The organism is Sphingomonas citricola, assembly GCF_019429535.1.
GTDB classification, from domain to species: domain Bacteria; phylum Pseudomonadota; class Alphaproteobacteria; order Sphingomonadales; family Sphingomonadaceae; genus Sphingomonas; species Sphingomonas citricola.
Genome location: NZ_JAHXZM010000001.1, coordinates 196,019 through 222,222, shown reverse-complemented (window position 1 = coordinate 222,222; position 26,204 = coordinate 196,019). Strand labels below are relative to the sequence as shown.

20 protein-coding genes are annotated in these 26,204 nt (G+C 69.0%); 12 read left to right on the top strand and 8 right to left on the bottom strand.

The genetic code is table 11. The features are described from left to right. The first annotated feature begins 14 nt into the window (after window positions 1–14). Window positions 15–458, top strand: a complete 444-nt coding sequence (locus KZ810_RS01030) for a hypothetical protein (protein WP_219767157.1) — start codon at window positions 15–17, stop codon at window positions 456–458. Here the strand turns inward: KZ810_RS01030 and KZ810_RS01025 are convergent. Continuing rightward, on the bottom strand, window positions 455–1,261 hold the full coding sequence (locus KZ810_RS01025) for a SirB1 family protein (protein WP_219767156.1): 807 nt from the start codon (window positions 1,259–1,261) through the stop codon (window positions 455–457). The genes KZ810_RS01030 and KZ810_RS01025 overlap by 4 nt on opposite strands. Before the next feature lie 110 nt (window positions 1,262–1,371). On the opposite strand from KZ810_RS01025, the gene KZ810_RS01020 reads away from it, so the two are divergent. The 4 genes from KZ810_RS01020 to KZ810_RS01005 all read left to right on the top strand — a co-directional run bounded on the left by KZ810_RS01020 (window position 1,372) and on the right by KZ810_RS01005 (window position 4,675). Then, complete coding sequence (locus tag KZ810_RS01020; protein WP_219767155.1) at window positions 1,372–2,148, top strand: exodeoxyribonuclease III; 777 nt, start codon at window positions 1,372–1,374, stop codon at window positions 2,146–2,148. A 6-nt stretch (window positions 2,149–2,154) separates the two neighbouring features. After that, window positions 2,155–2,526, top strand: a complete 372-nt coding sequence (locus KZ810_RS01015; protein ID WP_219767154.1) for a GIY-YIG nuclease family protein — start codon at window positions 2,155–2,157, stop codon at window positions 2,524–2,526. Window positions 2,527–2,648: 122 nt separating this feature from the next. Continuing rightward, the gene (locus KZ810_RS01010; protein ID WP_219767153.1) at window positions 2,649–3,191 is read left to right on the top strand and encodes a hypothetical protein; all 543 of its coding nucleotides are present in this window, start codon (window positions 2,649–2,651) and stop codon (window positions 3,189–3,191) included. Next, window positions 3,188–4,675: a PepSY-associated TM helix domain-containing protein gene (locus KZ810_RS01005; protein WP_308461454.1), complete on the top strand. Its 1,488-nt coding sequence runs from the start codon at window positions 3,188–3,190 to the stop codon at window positions 4,673–4,675. Before KZ810_RS01010 ends, KZ810_RS01005 begins: the two co-directional genes overlap by 4 nt. 3 nt (window positions 4,676–4,678) lie before the next feature. On the opposite strand, the gene KZ810_RS01000 is transcribed toward KZ810_RS01005, so the two are convergent. Then, on the bottom strand, window positions 4,679–5,302 hold the full coding sequence (locus KZ810_RS01000) for a retropepsin-like aspartic protease family protein (protein ID WP_219767151.1): 624 nt from the start codon (window positions 5,300–5,302) through the stop codon (window positions 4,679–4,681). 253 nt (window positions 5,303–5,555) lie between these two features. Between KZ810_RS01000 and thrS the strand changes: the two genes are divergently transcribed. The 4 genes from thrS (at window position 5,556) to KZ810_RS00980 (ending at window position 14,146) form a co-directional block, all read left to right on the top strand. Continuing rightward, a complete protein-coding gene (gene thrS / locus KZ810_RS00995; RefSeq protein ID WP_219767150.1) occupies window positions 5,556–7,550 on the top strand; it encodes a threonine--tRNA ligase in 1,995 nt (664 codons plus the stop codon). A 161-nt stretch (window positions 7,551–7,711) separates the two neighbouring features. Beyond that, window positions 7,712–10,450, top strand: a complete 2,739-nt coding sequence (locus tag KZ810_RS00990; protein WP_219767149.1) for a TonB-dependent receptor — start codon at window positions 7,712–7,714, stop codon at window positions 10,448–10,450. Window positions 10,451–10,585: 135 nt separating this feature from the next. Further along, window positions 10,586–11,119 carry a translation initiation factor IF-3 gene (gene infC / locus KZ810_RS00985; RefSeq protein WP_174193308.1) on the top strand — a complete coding sequence of 178 codons (534 nt, stop codon included), beginning with the start codon at window positions 10,586–10,588 and terminating at the stop codon, window positions 11,117–11,119. A 237-nt stretch (window positions 11,120–11,356) separates the two neighbouring features. Further along, window positions 11,357–14,146 (top strand): TonB-dependent receptor, encoded by a 2,790-nt coding sequence (locus tag KZ810_RS00980; RefSeq protein ID WP_219767148.1) that lies wholly within the window; start codon window positions 11,357–11,359, stop codon window positions 14,144–14,146. A gap of 94 nt (window positions 14,147–14,240) precedes the next feature. Here KZ810_RS00980 and KZ810_RS00975 read toward each other — a convergent pair whose 3' ends face one another. Both KZ810_RS00975 and mutS read right to left on the bottom strand, forming a co-directional pair. Beyond that, a complete protein-coding gene (locus KZ810_RS00975) occupies window positions 14,241–16,988 on the bottom strand; it encodes a [protein-PII] uridylyltransferase (protein ID WP_219767147.1) in 2,748 nt (915 codons plus the stop codon). A 45-nt stretch (window positions 16,989–17,033) separates the two neighbouring features. Beyond that, window positions 17,034–19,607 carry a DNA mismatch repair protein MutS gene (gene mutS, locus KZ810_RS00970; protein ID WP_219767683.1) on the bottom strand — a complete coding sequence of 858 codons (2,574 nt, stop codon included), beginning with the start codon at window positions 19,605–19,607 and terminating at the stop codon, window positions 17,034–17,036. A 127-nt stretch (window positions 19,608–19,734) separates the two neighbouring features. On the opposite strand from mutS, the gene KZ810_RS00965 reads away from it, so the two are divergent. The 3 genes from KZ810_RS00965 (at window position 19,735) to KZ810_RS00955 (ending at window position 23,067) form a co-directional block, all read left to right on the top strand. After that, window positions 19,735–20,226, top strand: a complete 492-nt coding sequence (locus KZ810_RS00965; protein ID WP_219767146.1) for a methylated-DNA--[protein]-cysteine S-methyltransferase — start codon at window positions 19,735–19,737, stop codon at window positions 20,224–20,226. 39 nt (window positions 20,227–20,265) lie between these two features. Then, the gene (locus KZ810_RS00960) at window positions 20,266–22,545 is read left to right on the top strand and encodes an NADP-dependent malic enzyme (RefSeq protein WP_219767145.1); all 2,280 of its coding nucleotides are present in this window, start codon (window positions 20,266–20,268) and stop codon (window positions 22,543–22,545) included. A gap of 108 nt (window positions 22,546–22,653) precedes the next feature. Next, window positions 22,654–23,067 (top strand): glycine zipper 2TM domain-containing protein, encoded by a 414-nt coding sequence (locus tag KZ810_RS00955; RefSeq protein ID WP_219767144.1) that lies wholly within the window; start codon window positions 22,654–22,656, stop codon window positions 23,065–23,067. 6 nt (window positions 23,068–23,073) lie between these two features. Here the strand turns inward: KZ810_RS00955 and KZ810_RS00950 are convergent, their stop codons facing one another. The 4 genes from KZ810_RS00950 to KZ810_RS00935 form a co-directional block, all read right to left on the bottom strand. After that, window positions 23,074–24,150 (bottom strand): cell wall hydrolase, encoded by a 1,077-nt coding sequence (locus KZ810_RS00950; protein WP_258044258.1) that lies wholly within the window; start codon window positions 24,148–24,150, stop codon window positions 23,074–23,076. A gap of 159 nt (window positions 24,151–24,309) precedes the next feature. Next, window positions 24,310–24,498 (bottom strand): hypothetical protein, encoded by a 189-nt coding sequence (locus KZ810_RS00945; protein WP_219767142.1) that lies wholly within the window; start codon window positions 24,496–24,498, stop codon window positions 24,310–24,312. A gap of 34 nt (window positions 24,499–24,532) precedes the next feature. Then, a complete protein-coding gene (gene tgt, locus KZ810_RS00940) occupies window positions 24,533–25,678 on the bottom strand; it encodes a tRNA guanosine(34) transglycosylase Tgt (RefSeq protein WP_219767141.1) in 1,146 nt (381 codons plus the stop codon). Then, window positions 25,675–26,199 carry an EF-hand domain-containing protein gene (locus KZ810_RS00935; protein WP_219767140.1) on the bottom strand — a complete coding sequence of 175 codons (525 nt, stop codon included), beginning with the start codon at window positions 26,197–26,199 and terminating at the stop codon, window positions 25,675–25,677. The genes tgt and KZ810_RS00935 overlap by 4 nt, the downstream gene beginning before the upstream one ends. Window positions 26,200–26,204 lie beyond the last annotated feature (5 nt).

The window sequence follows — 26,204 nt, the reverse complement described above, 5'->3', positions numbered from 1 at the left end:
TTTTACGAGGAAGCATGCACAGTTCCTGGGGCAAGCCGGCGACGGCGCCGCTTACCGGCAGCCGCAACGAGCGCGAGGCGCAGCGCGGCGAGGCGCACGCGCGCCGCGTCGCCGAGCGGATCGCCGCGGCTGAGGCGCGGACCGAGGCACGCGCCGCCGCGCGCGACGCGCAGGCGCAGTTGCGCGAACGGCAGCGCGACGAACGCCGCGCGGAAGAAGAACAGCGCCGCGCCGCGGCGGCGGACGCGCGCGACGCCCGGCCCAAGCGGCGCAGCAGCACGGGCTCGCTCGCGCGTACCGGCCACGCGACCGAGGAACGCGACACGCGACATTACGTGACCGAACTCGACCTCGACCGTCTGCGGCTGCTCCACCGCCGCGGTGCGTCCGTCGCCGCGCTCGCGCACGCGTTCAAGGTCGACGAGGAGGCGGTCGCCGCCGCGTTGGCGGAGGATTAGGTTCCCGCGAGCGAATCGAGCGCGGCGGCGATCCGCACCCGCGTCGCGGCGTCGCGCGTCACCTCCAGCATCGCGCCCAGGCTCGCGCGGGCGGCGGCGACATCCCCCGCGGTCAGCGATAGCCGCGCATGTTCCCACCACACGTGCGGATTGCCGGGCGCGAAGGTCGTCATCCGCGCGAACAGCGTCAGCGCGCGCGCCGGATCGCCCGCACGCTCGGCACGGGTCGCCTGGTTGATCAGCAGGCGGACGAGCACGTCGCGATTCGACATCGCCGCGACATGGTCGCCGCGCGGTACCGCACCGGGCCCGAGCATCCGCCTGAGCAAGGTGGAGAGCCCTTCCTGGCTCATCTCCTGCCCGTCGTTGAACGGGTCGATCAGCACCGGCGCAGTCGGCGGGCCTATCTGCGCCAGCACGTGGCCGGGCGTGTTGAGCACGTCCGCGCTCCATCCGACGCGCCGCGCCGCCGCGACGAACAGGATCGCGAGGCTGATCGGCATCCCGCGCCGCCGGTCGATGACGCGGATCAGATCGGCGTTACCCGGATCGTCGTAATTCTCGCGGTCGCCCGTGAACCCGTATTCGCCCGCGATCACCTCGGCCAGCGCCGCGCCCTGCGCGCTGGCGGACGGGGCGATGTCGGCGAGCGCCGCGATCCGCTCGGTGATCGAGGTCAGGACCGCGACATAAGGGTCGAGATCGACCCCGGGGTGATCCAGCGCGGCTAGTTCGAGGGCGGCGGCGTCGAGCTGGATCGTCTCGTCCTCGACCAGTCCCAATTGGATGATGGCAGCGTCCATGACCGCTTGGACGGCCGTGGCGCGGGTTGGTTCCTCACCGTTTGGTCGCAGACACGCGGAACATAGCGGCAACACCGCGCGTCTGACTGCCCGATGCCCGGACAATGCGCGTGAGGATCGCGACCTTCAACGTCAACGGCGTCAACGGGCGCCTGGCCGTGCTGCTGCGCTGGCTCGCCGAGGCGGAACCCGACATCGTCTGCCTGCAGGAACTGAAGGCGCCGCAGGGCAACTTTCCCGCCGCAGCGCTGCGCGATGCCGGATACGAGGCCGCGTGGCTCGGCCAGCCACGCTGGAACGGCGTCGCGATCCTCAGCCGCGTCGGCGCGATCCACCCGACGCAATCCGGCCTGCCCGACGACCCCGACCCCGCGCAGTGCCGCTATCTCGAGGCGGCGGTCAACGGCGTCATCGTCGCCAGCTTGTATGTCCCGAACGGCAACCCGCGTCCGGGCGCACGCTTCGACTACAAACTCGCCTGGTTCGACGCGTTGATGGCGCGGGCGCGGTTCCTGATCGACAGCGGTGCGCCGGTCGTGCTGGCGGGCGACTTCAACGTGATGCCGACGCCGCGCGACGTCTACAGACCCAAACGCTGGGTCAACGACGCGCTGTTCGCGCCCGAGGTTCGTGCCGCCTTCTCGCGACTGACCGCGCAGGGGTGGACCGACGCGCTGCGGCATCTCTACCCCGACGAGACGCTCTACACCTTCTGGGATTACCTGCGCGACGCCTATGCGCGCGACGCGGGGCTGCGGATCGATCACCTGCTGCTCAGCCCCACGCTCGCGCCCCGGCTGTCCGCCGCCGGGGTCGACCGCCACGTCCGCGGCTGGCCGCACGCGAGCGACCACGCACCGACGTGGATCGCGCTGGACGACGACTGACGCGCGATGACGATGCCGCTTTCGGGTGATGGGGTGATCGCGCGCGCGACGCGCACCGCGGCAACGTTTCGCGCGACGACGCGCGGCACCGCTCGCGCGGGCTATTCGGTCTATCTGATCCTGCTCCACAATCCGGCACGGCGTGTCGCGTGGGGCATCTATGTCGGGCAGACCGCGCGCGACCCCGACTGGCGGTTCGATCAGCACAAGGCGGGATACAAGGCAAGCGGCGCGGTTAAGCGGTTCGGAGTGCAATTGCTGCCCGACCTCGTCGCGCATCTGAACCCGGTGGAGCGATGGGAAGCGGTCGAGCTCGAAGCCGCCCTCGCGGTGGCGCTCGGCGAGGCGGGGATCGGCTGGATCGAAGGCGGCCATTAGCGCCGAATGCGTGCGATTGATTTGCAATAGCGCGTTCGTTATAGCCCGGTGACGAGGCGCCGCCGGGCGCGTTACTGGAGCGAATGGATGGTGCGCACAAGCGAGCCGGCGGGACGTAGGCGGTGACCGCGATCGCGCTGATCGCATTGGTCGTGGCGCTGGTGCTCGTCCGCATCGGCTGGAACGGCGCGCGCGGGCTCGCGCTGCTCGGCTGGGCGCTGGCGCTCGGAGCGCTCACGGTACTCGCGTGGCAGGACGGCGCGTGGGGTTTGTCGGTCGGCGTCGTCGCGGGGATGGGCACGGCGCTCGCCTGCGTTCTCCACGCCGGCTGGAGCGCACCCGCGAAGAACCTGCGTGCCCGGCGCGAGCCGCCCGCGATCTCGATCCCGCATCACCGGCGCGACCTCGTCCGCCGTCTCGCCGTCTTCGCGCTCGTCGTGCCCGTCGCCTTCGCCGCGGCCGAGTGGTTCGCATTCGGCGTCCAGGCGGCGATCCGCGGCGGCGCGGCGCTCGACAGCGACGCGGTCGTGCTGACGCTGTACCTGCAACCCGTGATCTGGATCGCGCTGCTGACCGTGCAGCTCACCCGCGCGCGCCCGTCGCAGATGATCGCCGCGCCGCTCGTCACCGCGATCGCCGGTACGATGCTGTGGGGTGCGGCGTGAGCGCGTTGCCGGTTTCGCCGCGCGACACGCTGGTGAAGCGCGCGCTGGGCGGCCACGCCGCGATCGGGCTGCTCGCGAGCGCGCTGATCTACATCATCTGCCTGAGCGGCACGTTGGTCGTGATCCACGACCGCTGGCAGCGCTGGGAGCAGCCCGACGTGCCGGAGATGAGCGCGCTGTCGCCCGCCGCGGTGCAGACCGCGATCGCCGCCGCGCTCGCCAACGAGGCGGGCAAGCCCGCGACCACGCACCTCTACGTGCGGATGCCGAGTGCCGAGCTGCCGCGCGCCACCGTGACGACCGATTCGGGCGGCTGGTACGTCGACGCGAGCGGGCGGATCGTCGCGCGCGAGGCGCATGGCTGGACCGACTTCCTGATCGCGATGCACGAATACCTCCACCTCCCGATGACCTGGGGGATGGTCCTGGTCGGTGCGCTGGGGGTGATGCTGTGCGCACTGCTGACGACGGGGGTACTCGCGCATCCGCGGATCGTGCGCGATGCCTTTTCGCTGCGCGCGCGCCACGACGCGCAGCTCGCGCGCGCCGACTGGCACAACCGGCTGGGGGTCTGGACGCTGCCGTTCGTGCTCGCGGTCGCGCTGACCGGCGCGTTCATCGGGCTTGGCAGCGTCGGCACGACGATGCTGGCGAAGGCGTACACCGGCGGCGACACGTTGAAGGTCTACGCGCACATCTTCGGGCACGAGCCGCCGTCGAACCCCGCGCGCGCGCCGATCGCCGACGCCGCCGCGGCGATGCGGACGCTCGAGGCACGCGTGCCGGGAACCGCGCCGACCTACGTCATCGTCCATGAACCGCTGACCGCGGGGCAGCACGTCCAGATCCTCGCCGCGCATCCGCGCCGGCTGATCTACGGTGAAAGCTATTTCTTCACGTCGACCGGCGCGTTCCATTCGAAGGCCGGACTGTCGGACGGTGCGGTCGGAAAGCAGGTCGCCGCCTCGTCGTACAATCTGCATTTCGGCAATTTCGCGGGGCTGCCGGTCGAGATTGCGTACATGCTGATGGGGCTGGCGCTGTGCGCGATCACCGCGACCGGCAACACCTTGTGGCTGGAAAAGCGCCGGCGGCGTGGGCTCGGCGGGGCGCGGTTGCGCGCGGCCTGGTCGATGACCGTATGGGGATCGGCGACGCTGATCGTCTGGGCGATCTGGCTGCGCGGGGTGCTGGGGGCCGAGGCGCCGCTGGCGCTCGCGTTCTGGAGCGCCTTCGCCGCCGCTTTGGTGGTCGCGATCCTCTATCCTCGCGTGGCGGATACGGCGGCGCTGCGGCGGGTCTGCGCCGGATCGATCCTGCTGACCGCGATCGGGCACCTCATGTTGGTGCGGCCGGCGATTGCGGAGCCGATCGTGATCGATCTCGTCGCGATCGCGCTGTCGGTGCCGCTGCTGCTATGGGGTATGCGCGCCCGTGGCCGCGCGGCGCATATGACCCTCGGCGCCGACCCGACGCCGGCGTGATCCTCACGCCGCGGGCGCGTCCTGCGGGTGATGCGGGGTGAGGATCAGCGTCCGACCCTCGACGCGCCAGCTCTTCAGCCGCGACAGGAAATTCATGCCGAGCACGTCGATGTCGCCGAACGCGGGCGACACGACGACGGCGAGATCGCGCGCGACGACGTTGCCGAAGCGGAGTTCTTTCACTTCGCCCGTTTCCGCACGGATCGCGCCGTTGGCGGTCTGCAGCACGACCGGGAACAGAGCCGGCTTGACCTCGACCCCCGCGGCGGCGGCGGTGTCGGGCGAGAGCGCGGTGATTGTCGCACCACTGTCGACCAGCAGCCGCCGCTCGGTCCCGCCGATCTTCGCGCGGACGTAGAAATGGCCATCGGGCGACATGCGGATGCGCGTCTCCTCGCCCGCGACCTGCTGGCTCTCGATGTTGAGCGCGGCGGCGAGACGCCCCATCCACGGATCGAAGCGCTCGCGCTGCGCGACCACCATGTAGAGCAGCCCGGCGAGCCCCGCCCAGACCGCGAGCGAGACGAGCGTGCGCAGCACCGGCACGCGCCGCGCGATCACCGAGGCGAGCAGCAGCACGCCGATCAGGATGTAGAAATGGGTGTTGCCCGCGAAGTCGGTCGTCATCGTGCGCTCGATATAGGAAGCGGGCGAACCCGCCCCAATGACCCGACTGGCTGGCGTCGCCCGCGCGCGGCCGCTATGTTACCCGATAATGATGCCATGCCATTTCCTCGCGCGAACTAGCACCGCCCCGGTCGCCCCGGGGTCGATCGACGCGCGCGCCTGACGGGCGACGCCCCCGATACGTTCGTGCGCCCCCTTCCGCCGGGCGCGCTTCCGCCATAAGCGGCACATGAATTTTCTTCAGGATCGTTCCATGACCACCATCTCGATCACGCTGCCCGACGGTTCGGTTCGCGAGGTCGCACCCGGCACCACGCCCGCCGAGATCGCCGCGTCGATCGGCCCCGGCCTCGCCAAGGCGGCGATCGCCGCACGCGTTGACGGCGAGCTGCGCGACATCACCCGCCCGCTGACGCAAGACGCGCGGCTCGCGCTCGTCACGCAGAAGGACGAGGCCGATGCGCTCGAACTCGCGCGCCACGACCTCGCGCACGTGATGGCGGAGGCGGTGCAGCACCTGTTCCCGGGCACGCAGATCACTTTCGGACCGGCGACCGACGACGGCTTCTACTACGATTTCGCGCCGAAAGATCGTCCCTTCACCGACGACGACCTGCCGGCAATCGAGGCGGAGATGCGCCGTATCATCGCGAAGAACGAGCCGTTCACGCGCGAGGTTTGGACGCGCGAGCAGTTGATCGAGACGTGGAACAAGCAGGGCGAGACGTTCAAGGCCGAATGGGCCGCCGAGCTACCCGATAACGAGGAACTGACGATCTACCGTCAGGGCCAGTGGCTCGACATGTGCCGCGGGCCGCACATGGCCTCGACCGGTAAGCTCGATCCGGCGGCATTCAAGCTGACACGCGTGTCGGGTGCCTATTGGCGCGGCGACCAGAAGAACGCGATGCTGTCGCGCATCTACGGCACCGGCTGGCTCAACAAGAAACAGCTCGACCAGCACCTATTCATGCTGGAGGAGGCCGCCAAGCGCGACCATCGCAAGATCGGGCAGGAAATGGACCTGTTCCACCTCCAGTCGGAGGCGCAGGGGTCGGTGTTCTGGCACCCGAAGGGTTTCGTGCTGTGGCGCCAGATGGAGGCGTACATGCGCCGCCGGCTGGACGCGGCCGACTATGCCGAGGTGAAGACGCCGCAGCTGATGGACGCGCGGCAGTGGGAGCAGTCGGGCCACTGGGGCAAGTACCGCGAGAACATGTTCGTGGTACCCGACGAGATCCCCAACACCGAGGACGAGGGTGCGGTCCTGACCGGCGACGCCGATCTGATGGCGTTGAAGCCGATGAACTGCCCCGCGCACGTCCTGATCTTCAAACAGGGGATCAAATCGTACCGCGACCTGCCGATCCGCATGGCGGAGTTCGGCTGCTGCCACCGCAACGAACCGCACGGCGCGCTCCACGGCATCATGCGCGTGCGCCAGTTCACGCAGGACGACGCGCACATCTTCGTGCGCGAGGACCAGTTGGTCGAGGAGGTACGCAAATTCTGCGAGCTGCTCGACAGCGTCTACCGCGACCTGGGGTTCGAGGATTACGCGGTGAAACTGGCGCTGCGCCCCGAGAAACGTTTCGGCTCCGACGAGATGTGGGACCAGTCGGAGCAGGAACTGCGCGACGCGGTGCAGGCATCGAACCTGCCGCAGGCGATCAAGGACCGGTTCGAGGAACTGCCGGGCGAAGGTGCGTTCTACGCGCCGAAGCTCGAGTTCCACCTGACCGACGCGATCGGGCGGACGTGGCAGGTCGGCACGATCCAGTCCGACCGCGTGCTGCCCGAACGGCTGGATGCGGCATACGTCGGGGAGGATGGCAACCGTCACCGCCCGGTGATGCTCCACCGCGCGATTCTGGGCACGTTCGAACGCTTCATCGGCATCCTGATCGAGCATCACGCCGGACGCTTCCCGCTGTGGTTGGCACCTGTGCAGGTGGTGGTGGCGACGATCGTCAGCGACGCGGACGATTACGCGCTGAAGGTCGCGGCCGAGCTGCGCGCCGCCGGGCTGCGGGTCGAAACCGACCTGCGCAACGAGAAGATCAACTACAAGGTGCGCGAGCATTCGGTCGCCAAGGTTCCCGTCCTGCTCGTCGTCGGCAAGCGCGAGGCCGACGAGGGCAATGTCGCGGTGCGTCGCCTCGGCAGCCAAGGACAGGAGATCGTCGCGCTCGGTGACATCACCGCACGACTGACCGAGGAGGCACGCGCGCCCGATCTGGTGCGCTGACCGACTTACGGGGACCGCTCGCCCCGCGCGATCGGTCCCCCGCCCCCTCAACGGCCCGCCGCAACGCGGCAACAAAGCGCGTGACTTTCCCTGCCCGACCGCTAACCGCCGCGCCCTTGCCAAGCGGCGCACAGACGCCGCGGTCACCAGGGAACGCATCCATGTACCGACCCGCATTCGCGGCCAGCCTGCTCTCGTCCGCGCTTCTTCTCGCCCTGCCCGCCGCCGCCCAGCAATCGCCCGCGGTGCCGTCGGACGATCAGCCCGCCGCCACCGAACCGGGCGACGTCGTCGTCACCGCGACGCGGCGCAGCGAGCGATTGTCGGATGTGCCGATCGCGATCACCGCCATCTCGGGCCAGACGCTCGCCGCCACGGGCGCGGTCGACCTGCGCGGGATCGACCAGGTCGCGCCGTCGCTGCTCGTCTCGGGCGCGACCAGCGAAGCGAATTTCACCGCGCGCATCCGCGGGGTCGGTACGGTGGGCGAGAATCCCGGGCTGGAAAGCTCGGTCGGGCTGTTCGTCGACGGCGTGTACCGCGCGCGGAGCGGGGTCGGTCTGACCGAGCTGGGCGAGGTCGACCGCGTCGAGGTGCTGCGCGGGCCGCAGGGGACGTTGTTCGGGCGCAATTCGACCGCGGGCACGATCAGCATCGTCACGCGCGCGCCCGAACTGGGCCGCGTCGCCGCGCACGGCTCGGTCAGCTACGGCAATTACGATTACTGGCGGCTCGATGGCGCGGTGAACCTGCCGGTTGGCCAAAGCGCGGCGGTTCGCGTCGACGGCGTGTGGCAACGCCGCGACGGTTTCATCCGCCAGCTCACCCCCGGCGAGCCCGACATCCAGGATCGCGACCGCTGGCTGACGCGCGCGCAGCTCGGCTGGAGTCCGAGCGACGCGTTGTCGGTGCGGATCATCGGCGATTATGCCGAGCGCCACGAGAATTGCTGCAACGGCACCTTGCTCGGCCCGGTGCGCAGCCTGACGCGGACCGATCCGGCGGGCGGATCGGTCGCGGTCGGCCCCAACACATTGCTGCCGCTGCTCCAGGCGCTCGGCGCCAATTTCCAGTTGCCGCCCGTGGGGGAGCGGTTCGGGTTCACCACCTCGACCAGTGCGGGCGTACCCTACCGGTCGGACGTGCGCGACTGGGGTGTCTCGGGCGAGGTGAACTGGCGACTGGGCGGCGCGACGCTGACGTCGATCACCGCGTGGCGCGATTACAAGAACCGCATGGGGCAGGACAACGATTTCAACCGCCTCGACCTGCTCGATCGGCAGGACCTCGACCGCCGCTTCCGCAATTTCTCGCAAGAGGTGCGCCTCGCGGGCCGCGCGTTCGACGGACGGCTCGACTGGCTGGTCGGCGGCTATTACGGCAACGAGAAACTGAACGTCGATGACGACCAGCGTTACGGGCAGGATTATACCCGCTTCGCCAATTGCATCATCGCGACCTCGTTCGCCGCCGCGGGCGCGGGTCAGGTGAACCTCGCCTCCCCCACCTGTTCGACCGCGCCGACGAGCGTGTTTGCCGGCTACGACGCGGTCGCGCGGCAGCTGAATGCCGCGCCGCTCGTCGGCACCGGCGCGAACGACGGCAATTTCACGCTCAACAGCCGTAACTGGGCGCTGTTCACGCACAACACGCTCGCGATCGTGCCCGACCGCCTGTTCGCGACGATCGGCGTGCGGTACACCGACGAGCACAAGCGCGTGCGCGCCGATTACCGCGCGACCAACACGCTGTGCCCCGCGCTGCTTAATTCGTCGCTCCAGTCGCTCGCCGGCCTTGCCTGCGTCGTCAACGGCGCGGGGATCGATATCCCGCAGGGCACCCCCGGATCAACTTTCGACGACGGGCAGTGGACCGGCACCGCGGTGCTGGGGTTCAAGCCGGTCGAGCGGCTGCTGGTCTACGCCTCCGCGTCGCGCGGGTACAAGGCGGGCGGGTTCAACCTCGACTTCTCCGGCCTCGACCGTCCGTGTTTCGCCGGGGCCGGTACCGCCGCGCAGCAGGCCGCGTGCGCCGCCCTGCTCGCGCGCCCCGCGAACGCGCCGGGCAACGGCCGCGCCGAGGTGGCCGACCTGGCCTATGCGAGCGAGAAGGTGACCGCCTACGAGCTCGGCGTGAAATGGAACGGCCGCGGCATCGACGTGAACGTCGCCGCCTTCCATCAGGTGTTCAGCGGCTACCAGCTCAACACCTACAACGGGACGAGCTTCGAGGTCGCGAACATCCAGTCGTGCCGCGATCCGCTGAGACGCGCCGACATCGACGCGTCGGCGGCGACCGGGGGGTGCGCGTCCGACCGGCTGCGCCCCGGCGTGCTGTCGACCGGCGTCGAGCTGGAGAGCACGATCCGCCCCGCGCGCGACGTGTCGGTGAACCTGGGGTTCACCTACGCGCACACGCGTTACCGCCGCGACCTGGTCGGCACCAGCGGACGTCCGCTGTCGCCCGTGCTGTTCCAGTTGCCCGACCAGAATCTGTCGAACGCGCCCGAGATGGTCACCACCGCGGGCATCGGCTGGACCCCCGCGATCGGCACGAGCGGACTGACCGGGCTCGTCTATCTCGATGCCAGGATGCAGAGCGACACCAACACCGGCTCCGACCTCGACATCGAGAAGGTGCAGGACGCGTTCGCGGTCGTGAACGGCCGCGTCGGCGTTTATGGCGCGAACAAGCGCTGGGGCGTGGAATTGTGGGCGCAGAACCTGCTCGACCAGCGTTACTTCCAGCTCGCATCGGACATACCCGCCCAAGGATCGGGCACGTTCCGCGCGGTTGAGCAGGCCGCCGCGGGGGGCTTTTCCGGCAGCGCGAACCAGCTGTTCATCGGCTTCCCGGGCGAGCCGCGCACCTACGGCGTGACGCTGCGCGGCAGCTTCTGACGTGCACGTCGGCGCGCGTACGCGATGTGCGCGCGCGCCGACGCGAAGGAACGCACCGGGCATCTTCCGATTTTGCGTGCGAACGCTTATATCGGCACGAGTGAATCAACAGGAGAAGTATCTATCCGTCCGCCTATGATGCGCCGCCCCATGCAGGCGCCGCCGATGAACGGCCCTCGCTTCAACGAGTGGATCCAGAGCCAGAAGGTCCGCGTGATCGATCACGAGGGCGAGAATCTCGGCGTCATGTACACGCGCGAAGCGATGGCGCAGGCCAAGGAAGTCGGGCTCGATCTGGTCGAGGTATCCCCCAACGCGGACCCGCCCGTTGCCAAGTTCCTCGATGTCGGCAAGTTCAAGTACGAGGCGCAGAAGAAGGCGAACGCCGCGCGCAAGAGCCAGAAGACGCAGGAGATCAAGGAGATCAAGATGCGTCCGAACATCGATGACCACGATTACGACACCAAGATGAAGAAGGTCGTCGAGTTCATCGAGGAAGGCGACAAGGTGAAGGTCACCATGCGCTTCCGCGGTCGCGAGTTGAGCCACGGCTCGCTCGGCATGGCGGTGCTGCAACGCGTCGCCGAGGCGACCAACGAGATCGCCAAGGTCGAGGCCTATCCGCGCATGGAAGGCCGGCAGATGCTGATGGTGCTGTCGCCGAAATAAAGTTGGCGCGCGCCGGCGGGGTTCCCGCCGGCGCGCCATACCCGCGGCTCGACCGCGCGCGTGCCGTAGCGTCAACTCCGCGCGGCGCCTGACGTTTTCTTTCGCTACTGTTGCATCGGCGCTACACTCGCGCCGCTTTCGCTTACGTGACGCGTAACTTTTGCTAGACGCGTAAAATCCGCGACATAGAACCTGCCCCAAACCCGATATTCAAAAATTCTGGGAGAGGCTGTTTCGATGCGCATTACCGCGACCCTTATGTCCACCGTTGCCTGCTTGGCCGCGTACCCCGCGCTGGCGCAGGAGCAGACCAGCCCCGTCACCACCAACGCCGCGGTCGACGGCCAGACCAGCACCGCCGCCGATCAGGCGAGCCCGACTGCCGAGCTGGGCGCGGGCGACATCGTCGTCACCGCGACGCGCCGTGCCGAGCGGCTGGCGGACGTGCCGATCTCGATCAACGCGGTGAATCAGGAGAGCCTGCAGAATTCGGGTGCGACCGACATCCGCGGCGTGGCGCAGCTCGCCCCCTCGCTCAGCGTGTCGTCGACCGGCTCCGAAGCGAACGCCTCGGCACGCATTCGCGGCATCGGCACCGTCGGCGACAATCCGGGCTTGGAAAGCTCGGTCGTCACCTTCATCGACGGTGTCTACCGCAGCCGCACCGGCTCGGGCCTGAACGACATCGGCGAGATCGAGCGCGTCGAAGTGCTGCGCGGGCCGCAGGGGACGCTGTCGGGGCGGAACTCGTCGGCGGGCGCGATCAACATCTATACCAAGGCGCCGTCGTTCGACTTCGGCGGCTACGGCGAGGCGACCTACGGCAATTACAACAACGTCCGCGTCGCGGGTGCTTTGACCGGGCCGATCGTCAAGGACCTGCTCGCGTTCCGCGTCGACGGCGTCTACGCCAAGCGCGACGGTTTCTACCGCGACGTCATCAACAACACCGATTTCAACGACCGCAACCGCTATTTCGTGCGCGGTCAGTTGTTGCTCGAGCCGTCGAGCAACTTCTCGGTTCGGCTGATCGGCGACTACACCCGTCGCGACGAGAAGTGCTGCGGCGCGGTCTACGTCGACCTGCGTGAGAAGATCGACCCGACGCCCGGCACCCCCGGCGACTTCGCGATCAATCCGGCGGGCAACCGCATCGTTCAGGTCATGCAGTCGCTTGGCGCGGTATTCCCGAGCGCGGGCGATCCGTACAACCGCCGCATCGCGCAGACGTCGGGGCGGGCCTACTCGAACGTCACGAAGGATTACGGCGGCTCGGCGCAGGTCGACTGGAACTTCGGTGGTGCGGCGCTGACCTCGATCACCGCGTACCGCGAGTACAAGTCGTTCGGCGCGGGCGATTTCGACTACGGCAACCTCGACCTCGTCTACCGCGCCGACGACGGCAATGCCTTCCGCCGTTTCCGCACCTTCACGCAGGAACTGCGGCTGAACGGCGAAGCGTTCGGCGACCGGCTCAACTGGCTGATCGGCGGCTTCTACAGCAACGAGAAGCTGCGCGTGTCGGACAATTTGCGCTTCGGCACCGATTACGGCCGGTTCGCCGCCTGCCGCGTCGTCGCCAGTGCCAATCCGACCGCCGCGCTGCGCAACCCGGCGGCGCCCGGCTGTCTTTCGACCGGCTTTATCGCCCCCGGCGTTACTGCACGTCAGGCAGTTGGCGCGTCGTTCGGTCAAGCGGCCGGAACGATCCTGGGTGCGCTCGACCGCCTCTCGACCATCAGCGATCTGGGCGCGCGTCGCGACATCTACGACCAGAAGAGCGAGAGCTACGCCTTCTTCACCCACAACGTCCTGAAGATCACCGATCGGCTGTCGCTGACCGGCGGCCTGCGCTGGACGAAGGAGATGAAGGACCTGAACGCCAGCTTCACCAACGACAACACCGTCTGCGCGCAGCAACTGACCAACCTCGCGCCGCTGCTCGCCAACCCGCAGCTCGCCTCGACGGTCGCGGGCATCCTGACGCTCAGCTGCACCGGCAACTCGAGCTCGACGCTGAACGGCAAGTCGATCAGCGACAAGTTCAACAACGACGAGTTCACCGGCACCGCGGTGCTGTCGTGGAAGCCGGTCGATCGCCTGATGACCTACGCGAGCTACTCGCGCGGGTTCAAGGCGGGCGGCTACAACCTCGATCGCTCCGATCTGGGTCTCGCCTATCTGCCGCAGACGACGCTCGCCCCCAATGCGGCCGCGCTGCGGTTCGATCCCGAGACGGTCAACGCGTACGAAGTCGGCCTGAAGTACTCGTCGCGCCAGTTCACGTTCAACCTGGCGGGCTTCCGGTCGGACTTCACGAACTTCCAGCTCAACACGTTCAACGGCACGAACTTCATCGTGCAGAACCTGGGCAGCTGCAAGGACGGCCTGAACGGCGCCGACAAGGACAACAGCGCCGCGACCGGCCGCTGCACCGGCGACGTCGGCACCGGCGTGCGCAGCCAGGGCGTCGAGATCGAGGCGGGCTTCTATCCCGCGCGGCAGGTCGCGATCACGATGGGCTACACGCTCGCCGACACCAAGGTACGCCGCAACATCGTCGGCTCGGCCTCGGGCGAGCCGCTCGACCCCGCATTGTTCCTGCTGCCGGGCGCGCAGATGCCGCTTGCGCCGCGCAACGTCATCACGACATCGGCATCGTGGACCCCGGACATCGGCTCGAACGGCATGTCGGCGCTGTTCTACATCGATCAGCGCACCTCGTCGGACTACAACACCGGGTCGGACAATTTCCCCGAGAAGAAGCAGGATGGCTTCACCGTCGTGAACGCGCGCGTCGGTCTGCGCGGTCGCGACGACCTCTGGGCGGTCGAGGTGTTCGCGCAGAACCTGCTCAACCAGGATTATCAGCAGGTCGCGTTCAACGCGCCGTTCCAGGGTGCGGGCAGCCAGGCGCAGGTGCAGGCGTTCGGGACCGCGGGTGGTTTCGCCACCGCGAACCAGGTCTTCTCCTCCTACCTCGCTGAGCCGCGCACCTACGGCGTGACGGTACGCACGCGCTTCTGATCGGCTGATCCAGACGCAACGAAGGGCCGGTTCGCACCCGCGAGCCGGCCCTTTGCTTACTCGGCGATCGTCGCCGACGCCCGGGGTCGCGTCCTCAGGCGGCTTCCTCCACCGCCTTGCCCGCCGCCGCAGCGAGCAGGCGCCGCTCGATGCTGCGCACGCGTGAGGGCAACGCGATTTTGTCGCCCGTCAGATCGGTCAGATAAAAGGTGTCGACCGCGCGCTCGCCATAGGTCGAGACGTGCGCGGAGTGGATCGTCACCTTCGACTGGAACAGCGCGTGCGCGAGCTGGTTGAGCAGTGCCGGGCGATCGCGTGCGGCGACCTCAACCACGGTGAAGCGGTTCGACGCCTTGTTGTCGACCAGTACGTCGGGCTCGATCGCGAACGCATCGGCGCGCAGGCGCGGCAGCGGTTTCGCCTTCAACCGGTCAGTCAGCCGCACGCGGCCCGCGAGCGCATCCTCGATCGTGACGCGGATGCGCTGCAACTGCTCGGCCTCGTCGAACGGGCGGCCGAGCGGGTCCTGCACCAGGAAATTGTCGAGCGCCATGCCGTCGCGCGTCGTGTGGATGCGCGCGTCGATGATGTTGCCGCCCGCGACGTTGATCGCGCCCGCGATGCGGAAGAACAGCCCCGGATGGTCGGTCGCGTAGACGGTGACGAGCGTCGCGCCGCGTTCGGGATAAACCTGCGCCGCGATCGACAAGGGCGCATCGCCCGCGGCGCGCACCACCTCGGCATTGGCGGCAAGCACGTCGGCGGGCTCGGCAATCCAGTATGGCTCGGGCAGGCGACGGACGTAGGCGGCCATCGTCGACGCGTCCCAGCCGGTCGCCTCCTGCAGCGCCTGCTGCTTGGCCGCGATCCGCTCGGCGCGGCCCTTCTGCTTGTGCCCCAGCCGCAGCACCTCCTCCGCGCCGTCGTACAGGTCGGCGAGCAGCTGCCCCTTCCACCCGTTCCACGTGCCCGGCCCGACCGCACGGATATCGACCGTGGTCAGCACCAGCAGCAGCCGCAGCCGCTCGACGCTCTGCACCGTGGCGGTGAAATCGAGGATCGTCTTGAAATCCGACAGGTCGCGCTTGAACGCGGTCGCCGACATCAGCAGGTGGTGCCGTACCAGCCACGCCACCGTCTCGGTCTCCGCGCGGGTCAGCCCCAATCGCGGGCAGACGCGCAGCGCGACCTCCGCACCCAGCACCGAATGGTCGCCGCCGCGCCCCTTGGCGATGTCGTGCAGCAGCACCGCGACGTAGAGCACGCGCCGCGACACGACCTGCTCCATCACCGCGCTGGCGAGCGGGTGGTCGCCCTTCAGCTCGCCCTTCTCGATCCGCGCGAGCAGCCCGACCGCGCGGATCGTGTGCTCGTCGACCGTGTAATGGTGGTACATGTCGAACTGCATCTGCGCGACCACGCGCGCGAAGTCGGGCAGGAAACGGCCGAGCACGCCGGTCTCGTTCATCCAGCGCAGCACCAGCTCGGGGTCGTTGCGGCTCGTCAGCACGTCGAGGAACAGCGCGTTGGCGCGCGGATCGCGCCGGACCGAGGCGGCGAGCTTCGCGTCGCGCGTCGCGCAGCGCAGCGCGAGCGGGTGGATCTCCATCTGCGTCTGCGCGGCGAGCGCGAATGCCTCGATCAGCCGGACGGGATCGTTCGCGAAGAAATCGTCGCTCGGGATCGCCAGCCGTCCGCGGTCGACGGTGAAGCCATTCAGTTTGCGCGGGCTACGCAGCAGACGCTTGATCCGTTCACCGCTGTGCCGCCGGTTGTAGCGCTCCTCCAGGTGCGCAAGGAACAGGCCCGTCAGCGAGCCCACGGTCTTTGCCTGCAAAAAATAGAATTGCATGAAGCGTTCGACCGCGGATTTGCCCGGGCGGTCGGCGTAATGCATCCGGCTCGCGATCTCGCGCTGATAGTCGAAGGTCAGCCGGTCCTCGGCGCGTCCCGCGATCAGGTGGAGGTGGCAGCGCACCGCCCAGAGGAAATTGTCGGCGCGGTGGAACAGCCGATATTCCTCCGGCGTGAACAGCCCCGCGTCCTTCAACTCGCGCGAGCTGCGCACCTTGTAGGCGTATTTGCCGATCCAGAAGAGCGCGTGGAGATCGCGCAGGCCGCCCTTCCCCTCCTTGACGTTGGGTTCGACGACGTAGCGGGTGTCGCCCATGCGGACGTGGCGCGTATTTCGCTCGGCCAGCTTGTCGGCGACGAACTGCCGCTCGGTGCCGCTGCGCACCTCCTTGTCGAAGCGGGCGGCGGCTTCCTCGTACAAAGCCTCGTCGCCCCACAGGTAACGCCCCTCAAGGAGCGCAGTGCGCACGGTCACGTCGGCCTTCGCCTGACGCACCATGTCGTCGAGCGAGCGGCTCGAATGCCCGACCTTCAGCCCCAGGTCCCACAGCGCGTAGAGCATCGATTCGATCGCCTGCTCGGCCCAGGGAGTCTGTTTCCACGGCGTCACGAACCCGAGGTCGACGTCGCTGAACGGCGCCATTTCACCGCGGCCATAGCCGCCGACCGCGATCAGCAGCAGCCGCTCCGACGCGGTCGGATTGCTCAGCGGATAGAGCCTGGTCGTCGTGAAGTCGGCGAGCGCGACGATGATCTGATCGACCAGATAGGCCTGCGCGTTCGCCGCCTCGAGCCCGCGAGATGGATGTTCGGACAAACGCCGCGCGATCTCCGCCCGGCCTGCATCGAGCGCGGCCTTCAGCACCGCCGTCGCGCCGCGACGAAGCTGCGCGTCGCCCCTGCCCTCGAGTGCCGCGAGCGCGTCGGCGAGCGCGCGACGATCGATGATCGCGCGGCGGTTGGGCAGTTGCTCGAAGGTTCGGCGCATGACCACCGACATAAGCGCGCGCCGCGCCGATGGGGAGCCCCGCGGTCAGCCTTCGCGCGCCAGCGCTTTCAGCCGGTAAAGCGTGTCGAGCGCCTCGCGCGGGGTCAGCGCGTCGACGTCGATCAACTCGACCTCGGCGCGAATCGCGTCGCACTTCTCCTCCTCGGCCTGCGCGGCGGCGGCGAATAGCGGCAGGTCGTCGAGCCCCGCGGCAAGCCCCCCGGTCTTGGCGCGCCCCGCCTCCAGTTTGGCGAGCACCGACTTGGCGCGCGCGACCGTGCCGGGCGACATGCCCGCGAGCCGCGCGACCGCGAGACCGTAGCTGCGGTCCGCCGGTCCTTCCGCCAACTCGTGCAACAAGACGAGGTCGCCCTTCCACTCGCGCGCGCGGACGTGGTGGAGGCTGAGCGCCTCGCAGCGTCCGGCGAGCCTCGTCAGTTCGTGATAATGCGTCGCGAACAGGCAGCGGCAGCGATTCTCCTCGTGGATCGCCTCCACCACCGCCCAGGCGATCGCCAGCCCGTCGTAGGTCGAGGTACCGCGCCCGACCTCGTCGAGGATGACGAAGCTTCGCGGAGAAGCCTGCGCGAGGATCGCAGCGGTCTCGACCATCTCGACCATGAAGGTCGAGCGTCCCCGCGCGAGATTGTCCGACGCGCCGACGCGGCTGAACAACCGATCGACGAGGCCGATCGTCGCGGCCGACGCGGGCACGTAGCTGCCGGCTTGTGCAAGCACCGCGATCAGCGCGTTCTGGCGCAGGAAGGTCGACTTGCCGCCCATGTTGGGGCCGGTCACCAGCCACAAACGGTTGCCTTCCGACAGGCGGCAGTCGTTGGCGACGAAGCGGTCGCCCGATTTCGCGAGCGCGCTCTCGACCACCGGATGGCGCCCGCCCGCGACCTCGAAACAAGCCTGTTCGACCAGCTTCGGGCGCGTCCAATGCCCCTCTGCCGCACGTTCGGCGAGCCCGGCCGCAACGTCGAGCCGCGCGAGCGCGTCGGCGGTTGCGGCGACGCCCTCGCGCACCGCGAGCGCGGTCTGCGTCAACTCCTCCAGATGCGCGGTCTCCGCGGTCAGCGCGTGCGCGCCGGCCTGCGTCACGCGCGCAGCGACCTCGTGCAGTTCGGGCGCGTTGAAGCGGATCGCGCCCGCCATCGTCTGACGGTGCGTGAAGCCCGAGTCGGCGCGCATCAGCGGGTCGGCCGCGCGCGCGGGCACCTCGATATGATAGCCGAGCACGCCGTTGTGCTTGATCTTGAGCGCGGTGACACCCGTCTCGCCGCGGTATTTCGCCTCGAGCGCCGCGATCGCGCGCCGCCCGCCCGCGCCTGCGTCGCGCAATTCATCGAGCGCGGCATCGTAGCCCGCGGCGATATAGCCGCCGTCGCTCGCCTCGATCGGTGGTGCCGGCACCAAAGCGCGCTTGAGCAGGTCGATCAGCGCATGGTGCCCGCGCAAGCGCGGCAGCGTTTCGGCGAGCAGCGAAGGCGCCCGCTCGATCTTGGCGAGTAGGTCGGCGAGATGCGCCGCGCCGTCGAGCCCGTCGCGCAACTGCCCGAGATCGCGCGGGCCACCCCGCCCCGCCGCCAACCGCCCGAGCGCACGGCCGACATCGGGCAGCGCACGCAAGCTCGCACGCAATCGCTCGCGCAAGCCGTCGTCGTCGTGGAACAGCGCAACCAGCGCCTGCCGCGCCTCGATGGCGGGCAGATCCATCAGCGGCGCGGCGATGTCTTCACCCAGCAGCCGCGCGCCCGCCCCCGTCACCGTGCGGTCGACCGCGTCGAGAAGGCTGCCCTTGCGCTGCCCCGTCACGGTGCAGGTCAATTCCAGGCTCTCGCGCGTTGCCGCGTCGATCGCCATCGTTTCCGCCGCGGCCTCGAGCGTCGGTGGGCGCAGGAAGGGCAGCGCGCCCTTCGCATTATGCTCCAGATACGCGACGAGCGCGCCCGCAGCCGACAGCGCGGCGCGTGAGAATTGCCCGAAGCCGTCGAGCGTCGCGACGCCGTACACGCATTTCAGCCGCCCCTCGCCGTTCGCGCTGTCGAAGTCGGCGCGCGGACGCCAGACACTGGCGGGGTGGTCCGCGCCCTCGCACGCCACCACCTCGGCCGCACCCAGCCGCGCGAGTTCGGCACCCAGGCCGCCCGCGTCGGTCTCGATCACCACGAAACGCCCGGTCGATACGTCGGCGGCGGCGATCGCGACCGCGCCGTTCACCTCGCCGATCGCCGCGCACCAGTTCGCCGCACGCGCGTCGAGCAACGCCTCCTCGGTCAGCGTGCCCGCGGTGACGAAACGGACGATTGCGCGCCCGACCAGCGCCTTCGACCCCCGCGCCTTTCGCGCCGCCTCGGGCGTTTCGGTCTGCTCGGCGATCGCGACGCGGTGCCCGGCCTTGATCAGGCGCTGCAGATACGCGGTCGCGGCATGAACCGGGACGCCGCACATCGGGATCTTCTCGCCCTCGTGCTCGCCGCGCGCGGTCAGCGCGATGTCGAGCACCTGCGCCGCGACGCGCGCGTCGTCGAAGAACAACTCGAAGAAATCGCCCATCCGGTAGAACAGCAGGCAGTCCGCCGCCTCCGCCTTCAGCGCCAGATATTGCGCCATCATCGGGGTCGGGGTGGAGGAAACGCTCGCCATCGCGGGCGCGATACAGAAGCGCGGGCACGCGCGAAAGGCGTGTCCGAACGACCGCGGCCGCGCTACACACGGCACCTGCTCTCACGGAACGCCCGCCATGCTCTATCGCTCGATCCTGCCCTCGCCGATCGGTCCGCTGACGCTGATCGCGTCGGACGAGGGGCTGGTCGCGATCCTGTGGCCTGACGACGCGCCGGGCCGTGTCCGACTGGCCGATGCGACGACGCGCGACGATCATCCGGTGCTCGTCGCCGCGGCCGGGCAACTCCGCGAATATTTCGCGGGCACACGCACGCGTTTCGACCTGCCGCTCGCCCCGCACGGCACCGCGTTTCAGCGCGACGTGTGGCTGGCGCTCGCCGACATTCCGTTCGGCGAGACGCGCAGCTACGCACAGATCGCGCACGCGGTCGGCCGCCCTACCGCCACGCGCGCGGTCGGCGCGGCGAACGGGCGCAATCCGCTGTCGATCGTCGCACCGTGCCACCGCGTTGTGGGCGCGAACGGCGCGTTGACCGGCTTCGCGGGCGGGCTGGCGGCGAAACGCTTCCTGCTGGACCACGAACGTCACACATCGGGTGCATGGTAGCGGTTCACATGACGCGCACCTTTCCGTAAGGGCACCCGCATGACCGATCCCCGCACCGAAGCTGAAGCCGTCACCAACGTCCAGTTCTCGGAGCGCGAGGCGCTGCTGTTCCATTCGGAGGGACGCCCGGGCAAGATCGAGATCATCGCCTCGAAACCGATGGCGACGCAGCGCGACCTGGCGCTGGCCTATTCGCCCGGCGTCGCGGTGCCGGTGCGCGCGATCGCCGACGATCCCGCGACCGCGTACGATTATACCGCCAAGGGCAATCTTGTCGCCGTGATCTCGAACGGCACCGCGATCCTCGGGCTCGGCAATCTCGGCGCGCTCGCGTCGAAGCCGGTGATGGAAGGCAAGGCGGTGCTGTTCAAGCGCTTCGCCGACGTCGATTCGATCGACCTCGAACTAGCGACCGAGGACGTCGACGCCTTCGTCAACGCGGTTGCTCTGCTCGAGCCGAGCTTCGGCGGGATCAACCTCGAGGACATCAAGGCGCCCGAGTGCTTCATCATCGAGCAGTCGTTGCGCGAGCGGATGAACATTCCCGTCTTCCACGACGACCAGCACGGCACCGCGATCATCTGCGCCGCGGGCCTCATCAATGCGTGCCTGCTGACCGGCCGGCGTCTGGCCGACGTGAAGGTCGTGGTGAACGGCGCGGGTGCCGCGGCGCTCGCTTGCACCGACCTGATCAAGGCGATGGGCGTGCGGCAGGAAAACGTCATCATCTGCGACCGCACCGGCGTCATCTATCAGGGCCGTGAGGGGATCAACCAGTGGCAGTCGGCGCACGCGGTCGCGACGACCAGGCGGACGCTGACCGAGGCGCTGGAGGGCGCGGACGTGTTCCTCGGCCTGTCGGCGGCGGGCGCGCTCAAGCCCGAGATGGTCAAGGACATGGCAAAGGCGCCGATCATCTTCGCGATGGCGAACCCCGAGCCTGAGATCCGCCCGGAAGAAGCACGCGCGGCGCGCCCCGACGCGATCATCGCGACCGGCCGCTCGGACTATCCGAACCAGGTCAACAACGTGCTGGGCTTCCCCTTCATCTTTCGCGGCGCGCTCGACGTCCGCGCCTCGGCGATCAACGACGAGATGAAGATCGCCGCCGCCAACGCGATCGCCGAACTCGCGCGCCAGCGCGTGCCCGAGGAAGTCGCCACCGCCTACGGCGTGCGCCACAGCTTCGGCCCCGAATATATCATCCCCGCGCCGTTCGATCCGCGCCTGATGGAGGTGGTGCCCGTCGCGGTCGCGCAGGCCGCGATGGATTCGGGCGTCGCGACCAAGCCGATCCTCGACATCGACGCATATCGCCAGTCGCTGCGCGCGCGGTTGAACCCGACGACCTCGGTCCTCAGCCTCGCCTACGAGGGCGCGCGCGCGCATCCCAAGCGCGTCATCTTCGCGGAGGGCGAGGAGGAAGTCGTGCTGCGCGCCGCGATCGCGTTCAAGGAAGGCGGCTACGGCACCCCGGTGCTGGTCGGGCGCGACGATGTGCACGACCGGCTCGCCGCGCTCGGCATCGCGAACCCGGAGGAATATGAGGTCCACAATAGCCGCGTGTCGCCGCTGGTGCCGCGGATGGTCGACTTCCTCTACGGCCGGCTCCAGCGCCGCGGCTATCTGCGCCGCGATTGCGAGCGGATGATCAACCAGGATCGCAACACCTTCGGCGCGGTGCTGCTCCAGCTCGGCGAGGCCGATGCGATGATCACCGGCATCACGCGGACGTTCGCACAAAGCTACCGCGAGGTGCGCCGCGTGATCGATCCCAAGCCCGATCGCACGCCGTTCGGCATCCACGTCCTCGTCGGGCAGAGCCACACGATCTTCATCGCCGACACGACGGTCAACGAGCGCCCGAGTGCGGAGGAACTCGCCGACATCGCCGAGCAGACCGCCGCGGTCGCGCGCCGCATGGGCCACGAACCGCGCGTCGCATTCCTCAGCTACTCGACCTTTGGCACGCCCGAGGGCTCATTCTTGGACAACATCCGCCAGGCAGTCACCGTGCTCGACGGGCGGCAGGTGAGCTTCGAATATGAGGGCGAGATGTCGCCCGACGTCGCGCTCAACCCCAAGCAGCAGGCGAATTACCCGTTCGCGCGGCTGTCGGGGCCGGCCAACATCCTCGTCATGCCGGGGCTGCAATCGGCCAACATCTCCGCCAAGCTGCTGCGCGAACTGGGCGGCGACGACATGATCGGCCCGATGCTGATCGGCATGGAGAAGCCGGTGCAGATCGCGCCGATGACCTCGACCGCGAGCGAGCTGATGACGCTGGCGGTGCTGGCGGCGGGCGGTATCGCGCGCTGAGCGAACACCGACGGCGCACGCCCGGGGCCGGCGTCGTCGTGATTACGGCCATTATGCAACCTAAACCGCCGTCGGATCATTGCGCCCTTACCGATAAACAGGAGGCGGATGATGAAGATGACGGTGGCGGCGCTCGGCGTGGCGATGCTGGTGGCGGGATGCGCGAGCGACTATGGCGCGGGGCCGCGCTATGCCGGGTACAACGGCTATGGCGCGTACGACTACAACCGCCCCGACCCGGCCTATAACGGCTATTACGCCGACCGTTACTACCGCGACGACGCGAGCTACCGTGAGCGCCGCTTGAGCCGCCGCGACCGCGTCTATGCCGGGCGCGACGGGCGTTATTACTGCCGCCGCGACGATGGTACGACCGGTCTGATCATCGGCGGGATCGCGGGCGGCGCGCTCGGTTCGGCGATCGCCCCCGGCGGGTCGGGCCTGCTCGGCGCGCTGATCGGCGGTGCGGGCGGCGCGGCGCTCGGCCAGTCGATCGATCGCAACGAGGTGCGCTGCCGCTGAGGCAGTCTATCTGAGCGGTTTGCCCGAATCCTTCCATCGATCGAGTATCTGCGATTCGGGCAGCGCTGCGCGCGGTGGCGCGGCGGCGGGCGATGGCGCGATCGCCTCGCCGCTCTGCGCGTGACGCGCCTGTATCTGCGACGCCGGGGTGATCGTGCGGGCGGTCGCGCCAGTCGTCGCCGCGGCCGGCGATGACGTCGGCGCCGTGGCGGGTGCGATCACGCCGGGCGTCGGCGCGACCACCGCCTGGCTCGCCACGATCGGCGGGACCGTCAGCAGTGGATCGAGCGGGCGGTGCGGTCCGGGGACCGGTTCGTGCCCGCCATAACGCTGGATGAACGCGCCGGCCGTCCCCCAGAACCCTTTCCAGCGATGGAAGAAGTGCGCGCCGATCGCGTCGGTCATTACGAGCATCCGGTTCCACGCCGGGGTGACCGCGTAGGTGTGATAATGCGTCGCGAGACCGACGGGTGCGAATACATAGCCGCCGAGCGCCGCCGCCGCGACACGCGACGCGCGCGCCCAGCCCGCCGCCGCGGGCACGCGCGCCATCGCACCGTCGCAGGCGAAACTGAACTGGCACGAGCGGCGCTCCGACCCTTGATAGACGACGCCACAGACGCTCGAGGGGAAGGCGGGATGGCGCGCGCGGTTGAGGATCACCTGCGCCACCGCGCGCTGCCCGTCGTCGGGTTCGGACGCCGCCTCGTAATAGATCGCCGCGGTCAGGCATTCGAGCGCGCGTCCGCGATCGACATTGCTCGCCCCGGCGGTGGAGAAAGGCCGCGCCGGCGTAATCGAGCCATCGCCGAGCGACTGTCGCGCGAAGGCGATCGGCACCGGGGGCAGATCGGTCGTACCCGTCGTCCCCGCGGCGGGCGAGGCGTAGCTGTCGGCAGTCGCTGCGGCGGCCGGGATGGCGCGCGGCACCGCGACCGCGACGGCGCGAAGCGCGGGCGACGCAGCCGCGACCCCGTCTCCGAACAGCCGCAGCAGTCCTTGAACCGATAGCGCCGAGACGAGCAGGATGAGCGCCGCCGCGGCGAGCGCCCAGACGACGGGCACCTGTCGCAGCCGGACCAACGCGGTTCCCGGAGGTTTTTGCCTGGCCATGCGGATGATCGTGGCTGCTCCGTGTCGACGCGCACCAGGCGCGCGCCCTCTTACCCGAGCAATCCTTGCCAATCCGCTGCTATTCCTCGCCTGTCCCGCCACGGCACACGATGATCGGGGGCGAAGGGGTCAGCGCTTCTTGCCGTTGGCGAACAGCAGCGCGGCGGCGACCGCGGCTGACCCGATCCCGACGCCGACGATCCCGCCCAACTGCCAGCGGCGCGCCTTGTCGCTCGCCTTCGCCTTGTCGGCGCCCGCGTTCCGGTGCGCCTTCGCCGCCTTGGCGGCCTCGAGGATCTCGTTGGGCTCGTCGCTCATCATTCGTTCTCCCCTGCCGGCCTGACGCCGGGCCTTATCGGTCACCGCCGCGGTAGCGCTGGCGGAAATCGTCCGCGAACCGCGTCAATCGCCCGTCGGCGATGGCACCGCGCAGGTCCGCCATCAATGCCTGATAAAAGAAGATGTTGTGCTCGGTCATCAGCATCGCGCCCAGCATCTCGCCCGCGCGGACGAGGTGATGCAGATAGGCACGCGTCCAGGTGGCGCACACCGGGCACGCGCAGGCTTCGTCGAGCGGCGCCTGATCCTCGGCGAAGCGTGCGTTGCGGATATTGATCGGGCCGCCGCGCGTGAACGCCTGGCCGGTTCGTCCCGACCGCGTCGGCAGCACGCAATCGAACATGTCGACCCCGCGCTCGACCGCGCCGACGATATCGTCGGGCTTGCCGACCCCCATCAGGTAGCGCGGGCGGTCGGCGGGTAACTGCCCCGGCGCATAGTCGAGGCACGCGAACATCGCCTCCTGCCCCTCGCCCACCGCGAGCCCGCCGATCGCGTAGCCATCGAAGCCGATGTCGACGAGCGCGTCGGCCGAGGCGCGGCGCAATCTCTCGTCGAGCGCGCCCTGCTGGATGCCGAAGATCGCGTTGTGCTCGGCGTGTGCCTCACCGCCCCGGCCGTCGAGACCGTCGAACGCATCGCGGCTGCGCTTCGCCCAGCGCATCGATCGCTCCATCGCCGCGGCCTGCACCTCGCGCGTCGAGGTCGTCGGCACCAGTTCGTCGAACGCCATCGTGATGTTGCTGCCGAGCAACCGCTGGATTTCGATCGACCGCTCGGGCGTGATCAGGTGCCGCGACCCGTCGAGGTGCGAGCGGAACGCGACGCCCTCCTCCGACCGCTTGGTCAGCTCGGACAGGCTCATCACCTGATAGCCACCCGAATCGGTCAGGATCGGGCGATCCCACCCCATGAAGGCGTGCAGACCGCCTAACTTGGCGACGCGTTCCGCACCGGGCCGCAGCATCAGGTGATAGGTGTTGCCAAGGATGATGTCCGCGCCCGCCGCGCGCACGTCGGCGGGTTTCATCGCCTTGACCGTCGCGGCGGTGCCGACCGGCATGAAGGCGGGGGTGCGGATGACGCCCCGCTCCATCGCGATCGCGCCGGTCCGCGCGCGCCCGTCGGTGGCGGCGATCGTGAAGGCGAAACGGGTCATCGGCGCTTCTTCTGGGGCGGCAGCGGCGGTTTGACGGGAGGGCGCCCCGCTGTCGGGCCCTTGGCGTCGATCGGTCCGGTACGATAGGTCAGCAGTTCGGCGCGACTGATCTTCTTGTCCCCATTCTTGTCGTAGCGCGCGAACAGGCGCGAGAAATGATCCTGAAGCTCCTCTAATGAGACCTGATCGTCCTGGTTGCGATCGACCTCGAACGGGCTCGGCAGCGCATTGCGATCACCCAGCCAGCGCTCCGCCCAATCGGCGAAGGCGATGTAGCGCAGATAACCCGTCTTCGCGGTGTCGATCGCGGCGAACGAGCGCGCGACCCCGGCCTGAAGCTCGGCGCGGTCGACGAACCCGTCGCCGTCGGCGTCGAAGGTCGCGATCATCATCGCGACCGGTTCGACGACCATCGTCGCGGGGGTCTGCGGCGTCCCCGGCAGCGGCGCGCGGACCACCACGTCGCCAGCCTCGGGCACTGTGGCCGCCTGCAGGGCCAGCGCGAACAGTGCCGCGATCATGGCCG